The following is a 22,362-nucleotide window of genomic DNA, read 5'->3' on the forward strand; positions in this document are numbered from 1 at the left end:
TATTAAATTATATATTCGAGAACAAAGCACGCGTCATCACTTCCCGGTGATGATCCTCCGTATCTCGCTCAACTTGTTCAATGCTTCCAAAGGAGTCAGATTGTTTACGTCCAGATTCTTGATCTCGTCACGCACCTGGCTGAGGACAGGGTCGTCGAGCTGGAAGAAGCTCAACTGGTAGCCGTCGGCCGACGAGGCGATTCCTTTGACCGGTTTGCTCTTGATGCCTTTGCGCTTTTCCGTGGCAATGCCTTCCTGACGGTTTTCCGTTTCGAGTTGTTTCAGTATCTCATTGGAACGTTTCACGATACTCTTCGGCATACCTGCCATCTTGGCCACATGGATACCGAAACTGTGTTCGCTTCCGCCGGGAATCAGCTTCCGCAGGAAGATCACTTTGTTGTTTACCTCCTTCACCGAGACATTGTAGTTCTTGATGCGCTTGAAAGAGGACTCCATCTCGTTCAGTTCGTGATAATGCGTGGCAAAAAGCGTTTTTGCACGGGCGTTCGGATGCTCGTGGATATATTCTACGATCGCCCAGGCAATGGAGATACCGTCGTATGTACTGGTTCCGCGTCCCAACTCGTCGAAAAGGACAAGGCTGCGGGAAGACATATTGTTGAGGATATCCGAAGCCTCGTTCATCTCCACCATAAAGGTAGACTCGCCGACCGATATGTTATCCGAAGCGCCGACACGAGTGAATATCTTATCCACAATCCCGATATGGGCACATTCAGCAGGGACAAAACAACCGATCTGGGACATCAGTGTGATCAGTGCCGTCTGGCGGAGCAGGGCGGACTTACCGGCCATATTCGGCCCGGTGATAATAATAATTTGCTGCTTTTCGTCATCCAAATAGACGTCGTTCGCGATATAAGGCTCTCCGATCGGCAACTGCTTCTCAATGACCGGGTGGCGGCCGGCCTTAATATCGATCACCTGCGAATCGTTCACGTCCGGCCGTATATAGCGGTTGCTCTCGGCCACCTTGGCAAACGAAAGGAGGCAGTCTAAACGCCCGATCAGGTTCGCATTTATCTGGATGGGCGGGATATATTCGGAAAGGCAGAGCACCAGTTCGTTAAAGAGACGCCCTTCCAGGGAAAGTATCTTTTCTTCCGCGCCTAATATCTTTTCTTCGTATTCTTTCAGTTCTTCGGTAATGTAGCGTTCGGCATTGACCAGCGTCTGCTTGCGGATCCATTCGGCAGGGACTTTGTCCTTGTAGGCATTGCGCACTTCGATGTAGTAACCGAACACGTTGTTGAAGCCTATTTTAAGGCTCGATATACCTGTCAGTTCTATTTCGCGTTGCTGTACCTTCAGCAGATAGTCTTTTCCTGAATAGGCGACGGCGCGCAGGTCGTCGAGTTCGGCATTGACCCCTGTTGCAATCACTCCGCCACGGTTCAGCAGGGAGGGCGGGTCGTTATTGATTTCCTTCTCGATCCGGTCGCGAATCAGCGCACAGGCATTCAGTTGTTCGCCGATCCGGCAAAGGCTCGGTTCATCGCTCGCCATGCAAGCTTCCTTGATCGGCTCGATAGCGCGGAGGGCTACTTTCAACTGTACCACCTCGCGGGGTGATACGCGGCCGACAGCCACTTTGGAGATGATACGTTCCAGGTCTCCTATCTGCTCCAACTTCTCCTCCAACAGTTCTTTTACTTCGGGATGACGGAAGAAGTATTCCACCACATCCTGGCGTTCATGGATTGGCTTGACATCCTTCAAAGGGAAAAGTATCCAACGGCGCAGCATACGCGAACCCATCGGCGAAACAGTCTTATCTAAGACATCCAGCAGGCTGGTTCCTTCCTCGTTCATCGTACCGACCAGTTCCAGGCTGCGGACGGTAAACTTGTCCAAGCGGACGTAACGGTCTTCTTCGATACGGGAAAGGGATGTGATATGCGATATATGTGTATGCTGCGTCTGGTCCAGGTAATGCAGGATAGCGCCCGAGGCGACGACTCCCAATTTCAGATGCTGCACCCCGAAACCTTTCAGGTTCTTCGTCTCAAAATGTTTCAGCAGGCGGTCGTTAGCCGTTTCCGGCGTAAACACCCAGTCGTCCAGCTCGAAAATAAAGAAGCGGGGACCGAAAGCCTCCTCAAAACGTTTGCGGCTGCCCCGCTCGACCAGTACTTCTTTCGGAGAGAAGTTGTTCAGCAGCTTATCGACATAGTCGACCGTACCTTCGGCGGTCAGGAACTCACCGGTAGAGATGTCGAGAAAAGCAATCCCGCATATATCTTTGCCGAAATGGATCGCGGCAAGAAAATTGTTTTCTTTATGGTTGAGGATATTATCGTTAATGGAAACACCCGGAGTCACCAGTTCGGTGATACCGCGCTTCACCAACTTTTTCGTCAGTTTCGGATCTTCCAACTGGTCGCAGATAGCAACACGTTTACCGGCACGGACCAGTTTGGGCAGATAGCTGTCGAGCGCATGATGCGGGAAACCGGCCATTTCAACCGTCTGTCCCGGTCCGTTCGCCTTCTTCGTCTGTACGATACCCAGTATTTCGGCTCCGGTCACGGCATCTTCGCCATACATTTCGTAAAAGTCGCCTACACGGAATAGCAGGATTGCATCGGGGTGTTTCGCCTTTATATCGAAATACTGCTTCATCAGGGGAGTTTCAACTATCTTAGCCACTGTTATAATCTTTTTATGAGTTCAACCGTACAAAGGTACTATTTTTCACCTATCAAAAAATCTGCGGATTGCATTTTCATTCACAAAGACACCTTCCGAACCGGCAATCCCGATCGTGTCCATCAGCACGGACAGGCCTTCAAAACCATCGGCATCCTTTTCAATCAGCTTCTGATATGCTTCTGAGACAGACCGTGCATCCTTGTCCGCCGGTTTCACCTTAAACGTTCCCAAGTAATAGTTTCCCGAAAACACATCGTTCGTCGACTTCGTAAAATTGAATGTACTTGCCTCCTGTGTATAAAAGATGTTTCCCTGCACAAAAGTACTGTCGGAATAGCCGCCCCACGAGTCGGAAGTAATCATGCTGCGGTCGGCTTCTTTCGTCGCCCTCCTATTTGCATGGATAATGTTATGGCTGATCGTCGTGTTCTTCACCGGACCGGCTATATGAATGGAAGGAGAAAACATACCGGCACGCGTCGGCCGGGTACGGCGTCCGTCGTTAATACTGATATTATAACGGATAACAGTACCGACATTCCCGGCATTGAACGTGGCGGGAGATTCACCGGAGTTACAAATCAAAACCATACCGCCGTCATTGTCGTGACTGTAATTATACTGGATAAGCGTATTCCGGCAGTTCCAATCCGAATCGAATCCTTGCGCATCCCAGGGTGCTTTATGGTCGCTCACCTCGTTAAACTGAATGACCGTATTGTCGCAGCTCCAGGGCCAGATGCCGGCAGCCGCTTCCGAATCAGGAAGAATGGCGGGACAGTTGCGCATTACGTTGTGTTCGATCAGCGTGCTGTCACATCCGATCGGAACGATACCGTCGCCCGGCACCTCCTCTATCAGGTTATTGCGGACAATCGTATGTTTGCTCGGATGCCAGTTTTCCCGGCTGCTATAGCCGGACCAGATCATCGCATTGCGGGCACAGCGCAGGATATGGCAATTCTCGATCGTCAGGCTGTCGAATACGGAGATAATATCCTTTCCACCATTGACGATCAGGATACCGCTACCACCTCCTTCTTCTTTGACCAGCGAGCCGTTCACATCCCGTACGTCCACACCGTCCACCACTATATTTCTGGAAACTCCGTAATCCCGGCATTCTATCTTCAGTCCCGTACGGTGCGGACGGCGTTCCTTTCCCGTATTCACAATTGCGATATTCCGGAGCGTCAGGTAATCCGAATTGAAAATGCGGACAGCGTACAAGGATGTATCATTTCCTACGATGCAAGGTTTATCGCCTTCTCCGTATGCTTCAACGTAAATCCGGTTATCCGGCGTCCCCTGTCCCGATATTTCGAGTTCTCCTGTAAAGGTTCCGCCTCTTTTCAGCCGTATCCTGTCACCGGGCTTCAACTCGACATACCGGAGTCCGGAAAGACTTTTCCAGGCGGTCGCTTCCGTCAGCCCGCTTTGGCAGTCATCTCCGTTTACGGCATCCAGATAGTAAGAAGATCCGGTTTGCTTCGAGCAACTCATCCACAAAAGGGAAAGAAGAATAGAGAAAAAACAAATTATCTTTTTCATGATATTCAGTTAGATTTTACGCTCAAAGATAGTTATTCTTTATAAAAGATATAACTTTGTAACCATTCAAACAAAAAACATAATATCATGAAACAAGCTATTTTAATCTCAACCGGTATCCTGTTGACAGCTCCTTTCATCCATGCCGAAAAGAATAAGGATAAGAAACCGAACGTTGTCTTTATCCTGGCCGATGACCTGGGCTATGGCGATCTAAGTTGCTACGGGCAGGAAAAGTTCGAAACTCCCAACATCGATAAGCTGGCACAAAACGGAATGCGTTTCACGCAATGTTATTCGGGAACGACCGTCAGCGCCCCTTCCCGCTCCTGCCTGTTGACCGGTACGCATAGCGGACACACGCCTGTCCGCGGAAACCTTGAACTCGATCCGGAAGGACAGTTCCCGCTCCCGGCAGACGCCCGCACCATCTTCCAGGTGATGAAAGAGGCCGGTTACAAGACTTCCGCTTTCGGTAAATGGGGATTGGGTTTTATCGGTTCGACCGGTGATCCGAAGAATCAAGGATGCGACACTTTCTACGGATATAACTGCCAGTTGCTGGCACACAGCTATTACCCCGACCATCTTTGGGACAACGACAAACGGGTGGAACTGACAGACAACAACCTGAATGTACAATACGGAAAAGGAACCTATTCGCAAGACCTTATCCACGGGAAAGCACTGGAATACCTGGACAATATGAATCCGGACGAACCCTTCTTCATGTGGTATCCGACCATCATCCCGCACGCAGAACTGATCGTACCTGAAGACAGCATCATTAAAAAGTTCCGTGGCCTATATCCGGAAAAGCCTTACCACGGTGTAGAACCGGGCAGCCCGGCTTTCCGCAAAGGCGGCTACTGCACACAATTTTATCCGCATGCAACCTTTGCTGCCATGGTTTACCGTCTGGACGTTTATGTCGGACAGATTGTCCAGAAACTGAAAGACAAAGGCTTGTACGACAATACGATCATCATCTTTGCCAGCGATAACGGCCCGCACATGGAAGGTGGTGCCGATCCCGACTTCTTTAACAGCAATGGCATTTATCGCGGCTACAAACGCGACCTCTACGAAGGCGGTATCCGTGTGCCGATGATTATCTCGTGGCCGGGACACGTGCAGCCGAGTACGGAAACAGACTTTATGTGTTCCTTCTGGGATGTATTGCCGACCTTCGAAGAAATTATCCATCCGAAAGCCAAACAAAAAGAAATGGACGGCGTCAGCATGTTGCCGCTATTGCAAAACCGCAAAGGGCAGAAAGAACATGAATTCCTGTATTTCGAATTTCAGGAACTAAACGGCCGCCAGGCTGTTCGTAAAGGTCCGTGGAAGCTGGTTCACATGAACATTCGCGGTGACAAACCTTACTACGAACTTTACAACCTGGCGTCCGATCCTTCGGAAAGACATAATATCCTGGACAGCTATCCCGACAAAGTAGCCGAACTGAAAGCCATCATGCAGCGGGAACATGTCAAAGACCCGAATTGGCCCCTGCTAAAAGGCGAATGACAGGAATAGCTTATGGCTGCTTTTACCTTCGGCAGTAAGCACTTCCATCACATAAACACCGGCCGGATATCCTGCACAGGAAAGCGATACCTCTGTATTGCCTCCGGCCGGTTGCTTTTTCAACAAACGACCACTGATATCATATAATGCAATTTCCTTTATGGCTACCGGAGAAGTAATGGAAACAGTTCCGCCGGCATTACAGGAAACAGTGACGAGTGACGGGACTGCTATCTCTTCGTTCGCCACATCGCTGCCGTCCACGGAAATTTCACCGTAAGTATCGGTTCCACCTCTCACCCATTTCCAGTCGTTTCCGTCACTGCTCTTATAAAGGAGACGGATACAGTCTCCGGATGCTATCGGCTGGGTAATCGTACAGGCCAACTCTCCGCCTATCCCGTTATTTATATCAATGGATACAGACTTTTCGGAAGAAATCAGCTCTTTCGTATTCCCGTCTTTGTCGACAAGCGCAACAACTAAGTCACCGGTGAAGTTACGGATACTCATATTGCCGACATAGCCGAACTGTACCTCAAACATCTGCCCCGGTTCAAACGTATCGGTCGATGCGTCCAATCCGTCAAAGACGATTCCTCCGCTTTCACCATAAAAAAAGGTCAGCATATCTTCATAGGTGGAACCTTCGACAGGCTTCTGCATACTGATCATCGCCATCTGGTCGAGAGAGAATCCCCCACCGCTGTTACCACCCGTTCCCTGTTCTTCGGGTTCGAGTACGGCAAGCAGATAGTAGCCGTTGGCCAGTCCACTCCATCCCCAATTGACATGGTAATAATCGGCTGTATTGTAGCCGTCGATAATAAACTGATGCCCTTCTTTCTGATCATTCTCGCCACCATAGACGACGGGGCGGTTATTGTCGAGTTCACCTTTGATGATGGACTCCCATTCGGCTGTCTGATAGTTCTCCCGTTGCAGGACATGGAGGGATTTATCATACTTCATATAGTTGACCAGACCTTGTGCAGCCGTTAGCATCAGAGCGCCGCTATTACCCGGAGCATAGTCCATGTCGGAGAAAACGCCGCAGTCGTACATCAGGGTCGCTACATTTTGCGCCTGCTGGTCGGTGTACTGTCCGGCGGTGTAAGTAGCCGGCATATTATTCCATTGGTAAGGAGTGTCGAAAGTAGCAGAGAGTGACAGCTTATAGGTCTGCGTAGTATAGGAATGACTGCCTTGTCCGACATCCGGCCATTGGTGATACTGCATGGCGATTGCCGTAGAAGTAGCCACACAGCCGGTCGGTGTACGCTGGCCGCTAACCTCCGGGCAAAGATTATTATAAGGCGTCATCTGATCCCATAATACAGTTGTGAGTTCCACACCGGTCGACTTTAGTTGCAAACTTCCGTTACCAAGTTTCTCCCAAGCCTCGCGAGTAGCGACAGAAGCCTGTTTATTATGACTGCGCAACCAATTTATCTGCCGTTGATAACTGTCGAACCAGGCGCGCAGGTTGGAAGGCATTCCTTCCTTGGAAAACGTCTGTTCCCGCCCGTAACCGAGAATCGGATAGACAGCATCGTCGCCCGCTACCACCACAAAACCGGGAACATCGGTACGATCGAACACATAGAAAGTAGGCTCGGAAGTAATCGCATCACTGCTACCGGAACGGGTTCCGGTAACGCCATCTGTCCAAACCAGCGTAAGAGTTTCCTGTCCCGACCGGGTCTGAGGATAATTGCTCTTTATGAAACTAAGGGCAATCTTGCGTGCCTGTTCCATATCGACAGGGGCTGCACTCATCGACAAAACCGACAAGGCAGCTACGAATAAAAGGGTAAATCTTCTCATCATTTGTGTGTATTTATCGTTAGCTTTGGGTATAAACAACGACAAAGACGAGAAGGTTGTAAAGGAGTCGGCGGCACACTCTATGAAATCGTCCCTGAACAGCCATACATATAGGAAGATATAGACTATGATAATTCATTATTTGACAAAAGAGAGTCTGCCGCAGGGGGGGACTTATTGTATAAAACGCATTTTTCAAGTCTAAAAGATATCCAAAACAAAACAAATGTTAATCCACTTTTTGGGCCTCAAAAAGGGACTTTTTCCTCTTTTTTGAGCGTTTTCCGCCATTACGACCGTCCTCTTTGTCATTACGACCGTTCTAATGTGTAGTGCACTCGGCAGCTCGCGAAGATTAGCACGGTCATAATGGCGATTTGGACGGTCGTAATTGAAAAGAGGACCGTTTTAAGGGCAAAAAAGCACCTGAATTTCCTTGAGATATTTGGAACGCCGTCCGTTTTATTTTCAAATATTCGATTCTCCGGGAGTTAAGCTTTATCACTTTGCTGCCGTATCCAGTTCTCGGCTATCAAATTGCACGTTTTTTGGAATGGGCTCGGCACCTCATTTTATCTATTGTCATCCGACCAGGTTAAAACCATGAAAAAAGTCAATCCCAAATCGATCAGAATTTCAGATGAAATAGAAAAACGGCTAAAAGGGGGGGGTATTGTAATTTTCAGGGTTGCAAGATTCGAAACTTGTCAGGTTTAAACTGATCCGCATAACCTGCCTCATCCTTATGTTTATCCCCAATAATTATCGGGTGAGCCTTACAGAACAAATAGAAAATACATGGGGACAGTTGCACAATCGGATTATTATCCTTTCCTTTGAATAATTAAAACAATAAAAACACTTAGCTATGGAACTACAAGTGATTCAAAACAAAATTTATGAGATTAGAGGTCAACGAGTGATGCTGGATTTTGATTTGGCAGAACTTTATGTAACAGAAACACGATTATTGAAGCGTGCCGTAAGAAGAAACATGGATCGCTTTCCTGAAGATTTCATGTTTGAACTGACAAAAGAAGAAGCTAATAATCTGCTATCCAATAGGGTATCCCAAAATGGGACACCCCTATATAACTTTAGCGCCTATGCCCCTTTTGCCTTTACACAAGAAGGAATAGCCATGCTGTCAAGCGTACTCCGTTCCCCTATAGCAATACAAGTCAATATAAACATCATGCGGGCCTTCGTAAAAACAAGGCAATATATACTTGAAAGCAATCAGACTGCCAAAGAATTAGCAGAACTCAAACTGCAACTCCGTTTCTTACAAGAAGATTTGGAAAGCCTTTCCAAAGACCACGAAAGTTATGAACAGCACTTTGATGATATCTACATGGCTCTGGCAGAATTAGCCAACCGAAATAAAGGAAAAGAAAATAAACCAAGAAATAGAATAGGATATGTATAATCATAAAATTCACTAACTTTGTGGCTTTAAATAGAAAACGATAAAAATAAACGATAAACAATCATGGAGTACAATTTCAGAGAAATTGAGAAAAAGTGGCACGAATACTGGATTGCCAACAAGGTTTATAAAGTCGAAAAGAATGCCGACAAACCTAAGTATTACGTCTTGGACATGTTTCCTTATCCATCAGGAGCAGGGCTACATGTAGGCCACCCGCTCGGTTACATCGCTTCTGACATTTATTCCCGTTACAAACGCCTGCAAGGTTTCAACGTTTTGCACCCGATGGGCTATGACGCCTACGGACTGCCGGCAGAACAATATGCCATCCAGACCGGACAGCATCCCGAAGTAACGACAAAGAAAAACATCGCCCGGTATCGCGAGCAAATGGATAAAATAGGTTTCAGCTACGACTGGAGCCGTGAAATCCGTACCTGCGACCCGGAATATTATAAATGGACACAATGGGCATTCATCCAGATGTTCAACAGCTACTACTGCAACGACGAAAAGCAGGCGCGCCCTATCAGCGAACTGGTTGCCGCTTTCGAACAGGTCGGAACAGAAGGCCTGAACGTTGCCTGCGGCGAAGAGCTGAGCTTCACGGCTGACGAATGGAAAGCCAAAAGTGAAAAAGAAAAACAGGAAATCCTGCTGAACTACCGCATCGCTTATCGGGGCGAAACAATGGTAAACTGGTGTGCCGCATTAGGAACCGTATTGGCTAATGATGAAGTGGTGAACGGCGTTTCCGAACGCGGCGGTTATCCGGTGGAACAGAAAATCATGCGCCAGTGGTGCTTGCGTGTATCGGCTTATGCACAGCGTTTACTGGACGGACTGGATACAATCGACTGGACAGACTCGCTGAAAGAAACACAGCGCAACTGGATCGGTCGCAGCGAAGGAGCCGAAATCCAGTTTAAAGTGAAAGACAGCGATCTGGAATTTACGATCTTTACGACCCGTGCAGATACCATGTTCGGTGTCACTTTCATGGTATTAGCTCCCGAAAGCGAACTCGTTGCCCAGCTAACCACTCCCGAGCAGAAGCAGGAAGTGGACGCTTACCTGGACCGCACCAAGAAACGTACGGAACGCGAACGCATCGCCGACCGCTCCGTAACCGGTGTATTCAGTGGTTCATACGCCATTAACCCGTTCACAGGCGATGCAGTACCCGTCTGGATCAGCGATTATGTACTGGTCGGCTACGGAACAGGTGCTATCATGGCCGTTCCGGCACACGACAGCCGTGACTATGCATTTGCCAAACATTTCAACCTGCCGATTATCCCGTTGATCGAAGGATGTGACGTCAGCGAAGAAAGTTTCGACGCAAAAGAAGGCATCGTCTGCAACTCGCCGAGACCGGAAGTAACGCCTTATTGCGACCTCTCTCTGAATGGCCTGACCGTAAAGGAAGCAATCGCCGCCACCAAGAAATATGTAGCCGAACACCAATTAGGACGTGTAAAAGTCAACTACCGCCTGCGCGACGCGATCTTCAGCCGCCAGCGTTATTGGGGCGAACCGTTCCCTGTTTATTACGATGCAGACGGCATGCCTCAGATGTTGCCGGTCGACAAACTGCCGCTCGAACTGCCGGAAGTCGATAAATTCCTGCCGACCGAAACGGGAGAACCTCCTTTAGGACACGCCGTAAAATGGGCTTGGGATACCGCTAAACAGGAAGTTGTGGAAGTCTCCAAAATAGACAACAAGACTATTTTCCCGCTCGAACTGTGTACCATGCCGGGATTTGCCGGTTCATCGGCTTACTACCTGCGCTATATGGACCCGCACAATGACCAGGCATTAGTAGCTAAAGATGTAGACGAATACTGGCGTAATGTAGACCTCTATATCGGTGGAACCGAACATGCTACCGGTCACCTGATTTACAGCCGCTTCTGGAATAAATTCCTGTTCGACCTGGGTATTGTCTGCGAAGAAGAACCGTTCAAGAAACTGATCAACCAGGGAATGATCCAGGGACGTTCCAACTTTGTGTATCGTATCAACGGTACAAACAAGTTCGTTTCCCTGAACCTGAAAGATAAATACGAGGTTACTCCTATCCACGTGGATGTAAATATCGTATCGAACGATGTCCTGGATATGGAAGCCTTCAAAAACTGGCGCCCGGAATATAAAGATGCCGAGTTCGAACTGGAAGACGGCAAATACATCTGCGGCTGGGCGGTTGAAAAGATGTCAAAGTCGATGTTCAATGTCGTTAACCCGGATATGATCGTTGAAAAATACGGTGCCGATACGCTTCGTCTGTACGAAATGTTCCTGGGCCCGTTGGAACAATCCAAACCTTGGGACACGAACGGTATCGACGGCGTTCACCGTTTCCTGAAAAAGCTGTGGGCACTGTTCTTCGGTAACACGGATACATTGCAGATCACAGATGCAGAACCGACAGCCGACGAACTGAAATCTCTGCATAAGCTGATCAAGAAAGTGACGTTCGACATCGAACATTTCTCATACAACACTTCTATCAGTGCCTTTATGATTTGTGTAAATGAACTGAGCAACCTGAAATGTAACAAACGTGCCATTCTGGAAGAATTAATCATCCTGTTGGCTCCGTTCGCTCCTCATTTTGCCGAAGAATTGTGGCATACCTGCGGTCACGACACGACTGTTTGTGACGCCAAATGGCCCGTCTGCAACGAAGAATACCTGAAAGAAAACTCGCTTACTTATGCTATCTCCTTCAACGGTAAAGCCCGTTTCAGCATGGAACTTCCGGCCGATATGCCGCGCGAAGAAATAGAAAAGGCTGCTCTTGCCCATGAAAACTCCGCCAAATGGATGGAAGGCAAAACACCGAAGAAGATTATCGTTGTTCCCGGAAAGATTGTAAACATCGTAATCTAAACATTTATATGAAGTTCATAAACAATAAAGTTTATTTTGCTGTACAAGACTACCTGATGATTATATTGGGTACTCTCTTGTACGGCTTCGGCTTCAACGCCTTCATCTTGTCTAATGAAATTATTACCGGTGGAGTCAGCGGTATTTGTGCCTTAATCTTCTTTGCCACCAACGAGGCTATCCCCGTGTCTGTATCTTACTTCGTGATAAACGTAGTATTACTGTTGGCCGCCCTAAAAATACTTGGGTTTAAATTTCTGATAAAAACGATATTCGGAGTCTTCTCCCTGTCCATATCCCTGTCGTTCTTCGAATGGTTGTTGAAAGACCATACCATCCTGCACGACCAGCCGTTTATGTCTATCATCATCGGAGCCTTCCTTTGCGGAGCCGGTCTCGGACTTGTATTCTCGGCAAACGGCAGTACGGGAGGTACGGATATCATCGGGGCTATTGTCAACAAATACAAGAATATATCCATTGGCCGCGCCTTGTTGTTCTGCGACTTCTTCATCATCGGTTCTTCTTTTCTTCTGTTTCATGACGTCGAAAAGATCGTTTTCGGTTTTGTAGAGATGTTTATAAGTAATTATGTGCTCGACATGGTGTTGAACGGTAACCGCCAATCGGTCCAGTTCTTCATCTTCTCGCAGAAGTACGACGAAATAGCCGAACGGATCATTCACGACCTGGACCGCGGATGCACCATTCTCGACGGCGTAGGCGGTTATTCCCGCAAGCCGGTCAAAGTGGTCGTCCTGTTGGCCAAGAAATCCGAGTCGGTCGCCATTTTCCGCCTGGTCAAACAGATAGACCACCAAGCGTTCATCTCGCAAAGCATTGTCAGAGGCGTGTATGGAGAAGGGTTTGATCAGATAAAAACATAAAACAGTCACTCGAACAATTTAAAGCACTTCCGTACGTTATATACACATCGTATAGAAGTGCTTTTTTTATTTATACACAACGAAAATGAAACTTGTATTTGCAACAAATAACCAGCACAAGCTGGACGAAGTCCGGAAAATAACAGCCGGATACACCGAAATAGTAAGCCTTTCAGACATCGACTGTCACGACGATATTCCCGAAACAGCAGAAACCCTGGAAGGTAATGCCCTGCAAAAAGCCCGTTATATCAAAGAGAAATTCGGTTACGACTGTTTCGCCGATGATACGGGACTGGAAGTAGAAGCTCTGAACAACGCTCCGGGAGTATACTCCGCACGTTATGCCGGTCCGGGACATGATTCGGAAGCAAACATGAATAAACTACTTCGGGAGATGGAAGACAAAGAAAACAGGAAAGCCCGTTTCCGTACCGTTATCGCCCTTATCCTGGACGGCAAGGAATACCTGTTCGAAGGAGTTGTAAACGGCACCATCATCCGGGACAAACGAGGTGGAAGCGGTTTCGGCTACGACCCTGTATTTGTTCCCGACACCTGTTCGCAGACATTCGCCGAAATGGGTAACGAGCTCAAAAATAAAATCAGCCACCGTGCCGAAGCAGTTAAGAAACTGACTGCCTTTCTTTCAAATTACACGTTCTAATATTGTATTTAATATGAGAAATATATTGACTGTTATCTTGCTTTTTTTCCTTTCATTCACTGCCACGGCAGCCAATGATAACACACTCGGATGGAAAACATATCTTTCTTACTACAACACCAACAACGTAGAAGAATCTGCTGACCAGGTATTTGTAGTAGCGGAAGGTGCTCTATATACATATGGAAAAGAAGATAACAGCATCAAGCAATATTATAAAGGAAACGGATTGAATGACACCGACATTCAATTCATTTCCTATAATAAACAGACAAAGTCCCTGCTGATTGTTTATAAAAACTGTAATATTGACATTCTGCAAGAAGGTTCGGTAAAGAATATTCCTTACTTGTATACTACTACATCAATAAGAGACAAAGATGTCAATTCTGTTATGATTCATAACGAATATGCTTACTTATCCATAAAATCAGGTATAGTAGTTGTCAACATGGACAAAAAAGAAATAACCGATACCTACAACTTATCTCAAAATATCACATCCTGCGCTATTCAGGATAACCGGATATACGCTTCTGTAAAAAGTGAGACATTCAACGGTGTTTTATATGCATATTTAGACGATAACCTATTGGATAGATCAAATTGGAAAACATATACAGTTACAGGTTTTCCATCGGATAGCTCCATAGATACAATTGTATTATTCAAAAATCAGCTGTTTTATCTATCTAAAAACAAAGGCGTTTATTATGAATCAAATAATACCACTGTTCCTTTAGTCGATAATGTTTCAATAAATAGCATCAAAGTAATTGGCGAAAAATTAGCTTGTATAGCTTCCTCACAAGTTTATATCTTCACTGATACAAAAACTTTTGACCAAATAAACAATCTTGTTATAAAAGATATCAGTACTTACCAGACTGATAAATATTGGATTGCAGAAGGTGCCAAAGGTTTGCGTTCCATCAAGAGAACCGGTGCCAATCAATTTGAAGCTATAAATGAAGCGATCACGTTGGACGGTCCCTACTCCAACAGTCCGTTCGATATTGTGTGTCAAAATGATAATGTATACATCATACCCGGTGGTAAAAATCTGACAGATGGCCTCCGTTTTCGTAAAGAAGGTTTGGTAATGATATATGATTATAATAAGTGGACAGTCTTAGAACCTTCTAAAAATCAAAGTAAATTTGGTATGTTACCTCGCGACTTTACCAGTATTGTTGTGAGTACAAACGATGCAGGAGATGAAATAATTTATGTATCTTCTTTCGGTGATGGAATTATCCAATATAAAAATAGAGAACCTGAAATCAGATATCATGGTTCAAATAGTCCACTTGAAGGAGCGGGAGGAAATTCAGGTAATTATTTAAATATGGATGGACTTTCTTTCGATAAGGATGGAAATCTTTGGATGACTAACTCTCAAGTTAAAAATAATGCTATAAAAATATTAGATAAAGATGGAAAATGGCATAGTTTATTTGTTGAATCATTAAAAGATAAATATACAATAAATGACATTCTCATAACTTCCAACAATGATAAATGGGTAAATATACCTCGTCCTGCCGGTGAAGTTCGCATTACAGTTATTGCAAATAGCAATTCATTGGATACAGCTGATTCCTACTATTTTGAAAGTTTTACCGATACTGATGGTAATAATTTCTCCCCAAGTAATTATACCTGTATGGCAGAAGACAAAAACGGATATGTATGGGTAGGGACTAATAAAGGTGCCATTTACTTTACCAATCCTAAATTGGCAACATCGGAAAGCAATAAATCGATGCGTTGTACACGTGTCAAACTTATCAATGAAGAAGATGGAACACCCTACTATTTCCTCGACAACGTAATGGTGACAACTATAAAAATAGATAATGGAAACCGGAAATGGATAGGTACAGATGGCAATGGCGTTTATGTATTGAGCGGAGACAATCAAGAAGTCATTCACCAATTCAATACATCCAACAGTCCTCTTTTATCCGATAAAATATATTCCATCGAAATCAATGGAAAGACAGGTGAAGTTTTTATTGGAACAGATAAAGGTTTAGTCTCCTATAAAGGAGAAGCAACGGAAGGAAAAAGCGATTATTCTGACGTTTACGCTTATCCAAATCCTGTACGGCCGGAACATGCAGATAAGGTTACTATCACAGGTTTAATGGATAACTCAAACGTAAAAATAACAGATTTGAACGGAAATCTTATCTATCAAACCAAATCCTTAGGTGGACAAGCATTTTGGAACTGTCGCAACAAAAAAGGTGTTCGTGTAGTATCAGGTATCTATCTTGTACTTTCTGCTACCGAAGATTCAAAAGAAAGTGTAGTAACAAAGATCGCAGTCATAAAATAAGGAAATGAATCCAACAGAAAAGGTATTGCTCAATTCTAAGTTGATTGCACAAGTTAAAGAAGCGAATAACTTTGATTTTATCCGCTTCTTTTTAGCTTATTCGGTCATGTTCAATCATTTCAGTACATTGACGGATACAGACCCTTTCTGGTTCGTCAGTGGCGGATTCCGTGTAAAAGGTTTTTTCATTATCAGCGGATTCCTGGTTATGTTCAGTTTCCTGCGCTCACCGGATACATATGTTTTCTTTCGTAAACGCGTACAACGTATCATGCCGGCTTATTCGCTGGTGATTCTGTTATGTCTGATATTGGGTTTCTTTCTTACCACACTGCCACATCATGAATTTCTGACATCATCCAAACCATATACTTATCTGTTCACCAACCTGCTGACATTAAATTTTCTCTGTCCGGATCTTCCGGGTGTTTTTGAAAATAATACGATGCATGCAATGAACGGTTCGCTCTGGACAATCAAAGTGGAATTGATGTTATATATGACAGTTCCTCTCATTTATTGGCTACTAAAGAAATATAACAAACTGATATGTCTGATATTGATATATGTACTATCTTTTATTTATTCCACCACTTGCAACTATTTGGATGACACAACACATAACGCTATATACGCATTTCTGAAACGACAGTTCCCCGGACAAATGATGTATTTCTGTTCCGGTATCATCATATTAGCCTATTTTCCGTTGTTCCGAAAGTACATGAAATATATTTTTCCGATAAGTATTCTGCTATTTATATTTAGAAATGTTCTGTTTCTCAGTATATTTGAACCGATCGCATTGGCTTCTATTATCATATCGGTAGCCTATAGTTTTAAATGGTTACACTTCTTTAATCGTATGGGAAACTTTTCTTATGGTATATTTTTACTCCATTTTCCCATCATACAAACCTTCATCCATTTCGGATTAGATAAATACAGTTTGGTTCTGACATTGGCATTGACAACTGCCATTTGTACTTATTTGGGAACATTATCCTGGAAATACGTAGAGAAACCTTGTCTGTATAAACCAAAAAAATTACGGTAATTGTAATACAACCTGTTCTGTAATTTTTTTTGCTCCTTTACTGTTAGGATGAATAGCATCGTAAAAATCAGAAGCCTCGAGCAAACTAAAACAATCAATCATCGGAATATTTTGAAACGTCTCTTTGACTAATTCCAAAGCGTTCTGCTTTTCCTGGAAAGTCGAAGACTTAATATCCGGATTATAAGGCATAATTATCAAACAATACATAATATCCCGTTTTTGAAAATATAAATAATAATCTTCCAAAAGTTGCTTCCATTCAGGAATTATCTCATAATCCACGAATTTATTATTTAGATTCTGTTCATCAACATCACGTTGATAAGTTATGTCATTCCTATCTGAGGTTTTAGAAGTTGGATAACGAAGTTCTTTTGCGGTAGCATCCTGAATTACATCATCATCCAGTAGATTACGTAAAAGAATTGATAAACCGGTAAATAAGCAATTTCTGGCTTCATAATTATAATAGAAAGGAGAAATGTCTAATTTTTCAGACAAAGAAGGGACAATCTTTTCAGTCAATGCGTCCATCTCATACCCATACATATGCAAAGCTACCCGGTTGGGTGTATCCATATCTATCGGTTTAGACAATTGATCGATATCTACACATTGTAAAACTACTTTCACTGAACTTGGTAAAGATGTATAATACAAAGCACTTTCACTGACTTGCTGTCCTGTCGATGTTAAGCTATAAACGGTAGGATTTCCTTTCATCTTTTCTTCCAGCATATAACCATTTATACCACTCATTCCCCGACTATTTCCAAAAATAACTACATCCGGTGTCTGAGCTGTATCAGCCAATGTTTCAATAATAAGATGAGTACGTATATAGTCATTAGGCAACCACCTGTATAAATAAGGAGTCACAAAATTCAATATATAAATCAGACCCAATATAAAAACTATGAAACATATGATATTATTAAACTGTTTCCTGGTTGGTTTCATACATTTAGAATTGAAAATATATAAAGTCAGATGAATTGTTACCGAAAAAATAGATGGAGACGAGAATAACCATATACAAACTATATCTTATCCATATACTTCGTACAGCAGATAAATCCAACCCAAAAAGTTTATCTCTGTTTTTCCATTCTATACATAACATCAATGCAATGAAAAATAAAGAAATAAGAGCAATAACATTATTAATACCGCTAACTTTGGGTACTTTCAACAAAGAAGAAGAAAACATATCTGTTATATATGCAAAAGCCATAGATACTGTTTCTGAACGAAACAAAATCCATCCTAAAGTTACAAAGGCAAAAGTCACTGACATTTTTAATAAACGAGGTGTCTGTTGTTTATTTCCTTTCAACAGCAATAAACAAATAAATAATAACCCATGATATAATCCCCAACCTATAAACGTCCAGTTTGCCCCATGCCAAAGTCCGCTTAACAAGAATATAATCAAAATATTCCGGATATGCTTGAATCTTCCGACCCGGTTTCCTCCTAAAGGAATATATACGTAGTCAACGAACCATGTATTCAATGAGATATGCCACCTACGCCAAAAATCTATTATATTAAGAGAAAAATAAGGATATCTGAAATTCTGTTTTAAATTAACTCCGAACAACTTTGCCGTACCAATGGCAATATCCGAATATCCGGAAAAGTCTCCGTATATCTGAAAAGCGAATAAGATAGCGCCCATCAACAAAGTGCTGCCGGAATAATGACCATAGTTTCCAAATACATCATTCACGACAAGAGCACAGTTATCAGCAATCACGATCTTCTTAAAGAATCCCCACAACATCTGTCGAACTCCATCCACAGCATTATCGTAAATAAAAGTACGCGGTTTATAAAATTGAACCAACAAATTCGTAGCCCTTTCAATAGGTCCCGCTACCAGCTGTGGAAAGAAACTGACAAATGCAAAGAAAGCAACTATATCATGCGTAGGTTCAAGTCTTTTTCTATATACGTCAATCGTATAACTTAATGCTTGAAACGTATAAAAACTTATACCTACAGGAAGAATCACATAGAGAGTTGAAGTATGCAACGTAATACCTGCTAATGAAAAAGCACTGATAAAACTCTCTATAAAGAAGTTATAATATTTAAAGAATCCCAATATCAACAGGTTCAAAACGATATTACCGCCTGCTATCCAGCGACACTTCAGCCGCATCGATTTCAAATTGTCTTCCGATGTATTTCTAATTTTTTCAATACCTATTCCGCTCAGCCAACTGAAGAAGGAAGTAAAAGCTATCAATAGCAGGAAACGTCCATCCCACCAGCCATAAAACAGATAGCTTACTCCCACTACAAATAAGTTCTGTAACTTCACACTCCTATTGAAAAGAAACCAATAGGATAAAAAAACAATCGGAAGAAAAACTAAAAATTCAATCGAATTGAATAACATACCTACAACCCCAACCTCTCCGATATCTCCAGCATCTTCTTGATCGGGCGGATTGCCTTTTCCTGGACTTCTTCGTCTACAAAGATTTCAGGTAATTCGTATTTCAAGCAGTTATACAATTTTTCCATTGTGTTCAAACGCATAAAATTACATTCATTGCAAGCACAAGTGCTGTCGTTGGGAGGAGCCGGAATAAACTCCTTTTCGGGACTTTGCTTGCGCATTTCGTGAATAACGCCACTTTCCGTCGCTACAATGAATTGTTTCTTATCAGACTTAACCGTGTGCTTCAGAAGAGCCGCGGTCGAACCAACGAAGTCTGAAACCTGTATAACGGGCTGCTTACATTCCGGGTGGGTAATGACTTCCGCATCCGGGTACTGCTTCTTCAGTTCCAATATCTTTTCCAATGAAAACTGTTCATGGACATGGCAAGCGCCGTCCCAAAGTAACATCTTACGTCCGGTAATGCCATTTATATAATTACCTAAGTTACGGTCCGGTCCGAAGATAATCTTCGTATTTTCCGGAAAACTTTCCACAATCTGACGGGCATTGGTGGAAGTTACCACCACATCTGTCACAGCCTTGACTGCAGCTGTCGTATTTACATACGAAATAACCACATGACCGGGATGTTGTCTGACGAATGCTTCAAAGTCAGGAGCCGGACAACTGTCCGCCAGCGAACAACCGGCATTCAGATCAGGAACCAATACCTTCTTGTCCGGGCACAACACCTTAGCTGTTTCTCCCATAAAATGGACACCACAGAAAACAATAATGTCAGCTGTCGTTTTGGCTGCCTGTTGTGCCAATGCTAAGCTGTCTCCTACAAAATCCGCTATATCCTGGATATCACCAGTCTGATAATAATGAGCAAGGATGACGGCGTTTTTCTCTTTGCGCATTCTGTTTATCTCTTCCTTCAAATCCAAACCCTTTGGAATGGGGGCATCCATATATCCGATCGATTGGTTTGTCAACATAGTTACTTCTGTATTAAATGATTCTAAAATTCAATAACCGCTAACGAGTACAAACTGCTATTCACAGCCTGTCAACAAAGTTATCATCTATCCTTATCACTGATAATCTTTATTTTACTCTACTTATCAACTTATTGTTGATATTGTGCAAAGGTAAGAACTTTATTGATTCTCGCATAGGAAACATATATAAAACCATAAGAACAACGGCAGGTTTTCACAAAAATACGTACGTCTTCCTCCGAAAACCTGCCGACTGTTTTCATCCGGAACTTTTCCCCTTCTTCGAGTTATTCACAATCATATTATTATATTCTTATTTATTCTTTATTTTAAATCTAAATATGATGAATATAATATCCGGTTGAAACAGTTAATACATTTTTGTTACATTACTTGCCTGATTAGTTATTAAACGATGTAAACTACTTATTAAGTAGATACCAACATACAGTTTTTCTTATTATATCCTGTTATTCTTTACTTTACAGACTTTATTAATTTCCGGTTGAAAACTACTTGTGTGTAAAAGTTCATAGCGGTTGGATGCTGTTGATACGTGTATAACCACTGTTGACAGAGCGTAGTAAATAATTTGTTATTTCTATTGCATAAAAGAAATGAGAGCATGTATAGCGAACAATTTGGATAATGCAAGAATTATTTTTCATTTTGTGTCCACCACTTATCAATACCTTTTCAACGGCATATCCACATTAATTGACTATTTTTGCAAGCAAAGAAATGATAGCTATGCGCAAGTTAAAAATAACAGAACTGAACCGCCTGACTCCGGAGGCATTCAAAAATAGTAAAAAAATTCCGTTGGTGGTCGTGTTGGATCATGTAAGGAGCTTAAATAATGTAGGATCCGTGTTCCGTACGTCCGATGCTTTCAGGGTGGAGAGTATTTATCTGTGTGGCATTACGGCTTGTCCGCCTCATGCGGAAATCCATAAGACTGCTTTAGGAGCGGAAGAGACGGTAGACTGGAAATATTTTAAAGATACGATGGAGGCTGTTGATAACCTGAAACAACAAGGGTATATCGTTTGTGCAGTGGAACAGGCCGAAGGCAGTACGATGTTGGATAAGTTATTGTTGGACAAAGATAAGAAGTATGCAGTCGTCATGGGAAACGAGGTAAAAGGCGTTCAACAATGTGTCGTTGATAACTGTGATATGTGTATTGAAATACCGCAGTATGGGACAAAACATTCCTTGAATGTTTCGGTTACTACCGGTATTATTATCTGGGATTTCTTTAAGCAGTTGTCAGATTAATCCGTTTTCGACAAGTACGACTACCCGTTCCGTCATAGCATCTTTTCCTTTCGGATCGTATTCGGTTTTCAGACTGGCACCGAACATACCGGCAAATATATTCCAGAAACCTGCCCGGAAACTACCTAAGTAAGCTCTTAACAGGTTATAGCTCGATTGGTTACATTCCCTGTCAATCAATTTGATAAGCAACTTGCCTTGTGAGAAAGTAAGCTTTTTCAGTTCCGGTTTATACTCCTGGAAGAGTTCTTTTTCCATTCGTTTCAAATGAGCTTGACGGGATTTATCGTCCGGAAGTGTTTCCATATATTCATATGTTTCAATCAGTGTTTCATAAACCATTTTTGCATATGGTAATGTACGTTTCACATCACGAACCAATTTATTGTATTTGACTTGTTCACGCTTGTTTTTGAACTTTACCGGTGGATAAATGAATATTTCCCGCAGATTGACAACAGGTACCGTATCCTTTCCATCCAGATAAGCTCTTTGTAATCCTTCAGGAACGGTATTAATCTTCAATGTTTGTGCTTTGGCCCCTATTATACACAACATGAATATTATCAATATTTTATACCTGCCTTGTCTCAACATCGTGTACAAATGTAGTTGATTTACGAATAGCATCTGCTTGTTTTACAGAATTTGACTAATCAGTTATATGGTTCTATTTATTGATAATAAGACGATATCTTATAAATAAGTCGTTAATATGTTGTCAACTCTATATAAATCATTATATTTGTAGCAGTACAAACAACTAAAATCAACAGACTATGAAATATCCGACTTCCTTTCCATTCTTTA

15 protein-coding genes are annotated in these 22,362 nt (G+C 43.2%); 8 read left to right on the forward strand and 7 right to left on the reverse strand.

Translation table 11 applies throughout. From position 1 onward, the window contains the following. Nucleotides 1-36: 36 nt before the first annotated feature. Both mutS and DWW90_RS17630 read right to left on the reverse strand, forming a co-directional pair. Nucleotides 37-2,673 (reverse strand): DNA mismatch repair protein MutS, encoded by a 2,637-nt coding sequence (gene mutS / locus DWW90_RS17625; protein ID WP_115501099.1) that lies wholly within the window; start codon nucleotides 2,671-2,673, stop codon nucleotides 37-39. Nucleotides 2,674-2,718: 45 nt separating this feature from the next. Then, entirely contained in the window at nucleotides 2,719-4,227 is a 1,509-nt protein-coding gene (locus DWW90_RS17630) for a right-handed parallel beta-helix repeat-containing protein (protein WP_122345927.1), read from the reverse strand. A gap of 87 nt (nucleotides 4,228-4,314) precedes the next feature. Here DWW90_RS17630 and DWW90_RS17635 point away from each other — a divergent pair, with 87 nt between their 5' ends. Beyond that, nucleotides 4,315-5,757 carry an arylsulfatase gene (locus tag DWW90_RS17635; RefSeq protein ID WP_122345928.1) on the forward strand — a complete coding sequence of 481 codons (1,443 nt, stop codon included), beginning with the start codon at nucleotides 4,315-4,317 and terminating at the stop codon, nucleotides 5,755-5,757. Here DWW90_RS17635 and DWW90_RS17640 read toward each other — a convergent pair. Continuing rightward, entirely contained in the window at nucleotides 5,743-7,587 is a 1,845-nt protein-coding gene (locus DWW90_RS17640; protein WP_233547798.1) for a thiol protease/hemagglutinin PrtT, read from the reverse strand. The genes DWW90_RS17635 and DWW90_RS17640 overlap by 15 nt on opposite strands. An 865-nt stretch (nucleotides 7,588-8,452) precedes the next feature. Between DWW90_RS17640 and DWW90_RS17650 the strand changes: the two genes are divergently transcribed. From DWW90_RS17650 to DWW90_RS17675, 6 genes are all read left to right on the forward strand, one after another. Further along, nucleotides 8,453-9,013 (forward strand): ORF6N domain-containing protein, encoded by a 561-nt coding sequence (locus DWW90_RS17650; protein ID WP_122345930.1) that lies wholly within the window; start codon nucleotides 8,453-8,455, stop codon nucleotides 9,011-9,013. A gap of 63 nt (nucleotides 9,014-9,076) precedes the next feature. After that, nucleotides 9,077-11,914 (forward strand): leucine--tRNA ligase, encoded by a 2,838-nt coding sequence (gene leuS / locus DWW90_RS17655; RefSeq protein ID WP_122345931.1) that lies wholly within the window; start codon nucleotides 9,077-9,079, stop codon nucleotides 11,912-11,914. An 8-nt stretch (nucleotides 11,915-11,922) separates the two neighbouring features. Continuing rightward, nucleotides 11,923-12,801 (forward strand): YitT family protein, encoded by an 879-nt coding sequence (locus DWW90_RS17660; RefSeq protein WP_115499761.1) that lies wholly within the window; start codon nucleotides 11,923-11,925, stop codon nucleotides 12,799-12,801. A gap of 85 nt (nucleotides 12,802-12,886) precedes the next feature. Beyond that, nucleotides 12,887-13,468, forward strand: a complete 582-nt coding sequence (locus tag DWW90_RS17665; protein WP_122345932.1) for a non-canonical purine NTP diphosphatase — start codon at nucleotides 12,887-12,889, stop codon at nucleotides 13,466-13,468. 13 nt (nucleotides 13,469-13,481) lie between these two features. Further along, nucleotides 13,482-15,812, forward strand: coding sequence for a two-component regulator propeller domain-containing protein (locus tag DWW90_RS17670; RefSeq protein ID WP_122345933.1), 2,331 nt, complete (start codon nucleotides 13,482-13,484; stop codon nucleotides 15,810-15,812). Between the two features lie 4 nt (nucleotides 15,813-15,816). Then, nucleotides 15,817-16,869, forward strand: a complete 1,053-nt coding sequence (locus tag DWW90_RS17675) for an acyltransferase (protein ID WP_122333181.1) — start codon at nucleotides 15,817-15,819, stop codon at nucleotides 16,867-16,869. Here DWW90_RS17675 and DWW90_RS17680 read toward each other — a convergent pair. Genes DWW90_RS17680 through nadA form a run of 3 tightly spaced genes read right to left on the reverse strand, consistent with a single transcriptional unit; the run spans nucleotide 16,861 to nucleotide 20,268 of the window. Beyond that, entirely contained in the window at nucleotides 16,861-17,832 is a 972-nt protein-coding gene (locus DWW90_RS17680) for a hypothetical protein (protein WP_122345934.1), read from the reverse strand. The genes DWW90_RS17675 and DWW90_RS17680 overlap by 9 nt on opposite strands. A gap of 4 nt (nucleotides 17,833-17,836) precedes the next feature. Continuing rightward, nucleotides 17,837-19,279 (reverse strand): MBOAT family protein, encoded by a 1,443-nt coding sequence (locus tag DWW90_RS17685; protein ID WP_122345935.1) that lies wholly within the window; start codon nucleotides 19,277-19,279, stop codon nucleotides 17,837-17,839. A 2-nt stretch (nucleotides 19,280-19,281) separates the two neighbouring features. Then, complete coding sequence (gene nadA, locus DWW90_RS17690) at nucleotides 19,282-20,268, reverse strand: quinolinate synthase NadA (RefSeq protein WP_122345936.1); 987 nt, start codon at nucleotides 20,266-20,268, stop codon at nucleotides 19,282-19,284. Between the two features lie 753 nt (nucleotides 20,269-21,021). On the opposite strand from nadA, the gene DWW90_RS17700 reads away from it, so the two are divergent. Continuing rightward, nucleotides 21,022-21,552, forward strand: a complete 531-nt coding sequence (locus tag DWW90_RS17700) for an RNA methyltransferase (protein WP_122345938.1) — start codon at nucleotides 21,022-21,024, stop codon at nucleotides 21,550-21,552. On the opposite strand, the gene DWW90_RS17705 is transcribed toward DWW90_RS17700, so the two are convergent. Beyond that, the gene (locus tag DWW90_RS17705; protein ID WP_122345939.1) at nucleotides 21,544-22,149 is read right to left on the reverse strand and encodes a DUF4294 domain-containing protein; all 606 of its coding nucleotides are present in this window, start codon (nucleotides 22,147-22,149) and stop codon (nucleotides 21,544-21,546) included. The two genes, DWW90_RS17700 and DWW90_RS17705, sit on opposite strands and share 9 nt — an antisense overlap. Between the last annotated feature and the right edge of the window lie 213 nt (nucleotides 22,150-22,362).

The organism is Parabacteroides sp. AF17-28, from assembly GCF_003479205.1.
GTDB classification, from domain to species: Bacteria; Bacteroidota; Bacteroidia; order Bacteroidales; family Tannerellaceae; genus Parabacteroides; species Parabacteroides acidifaciens.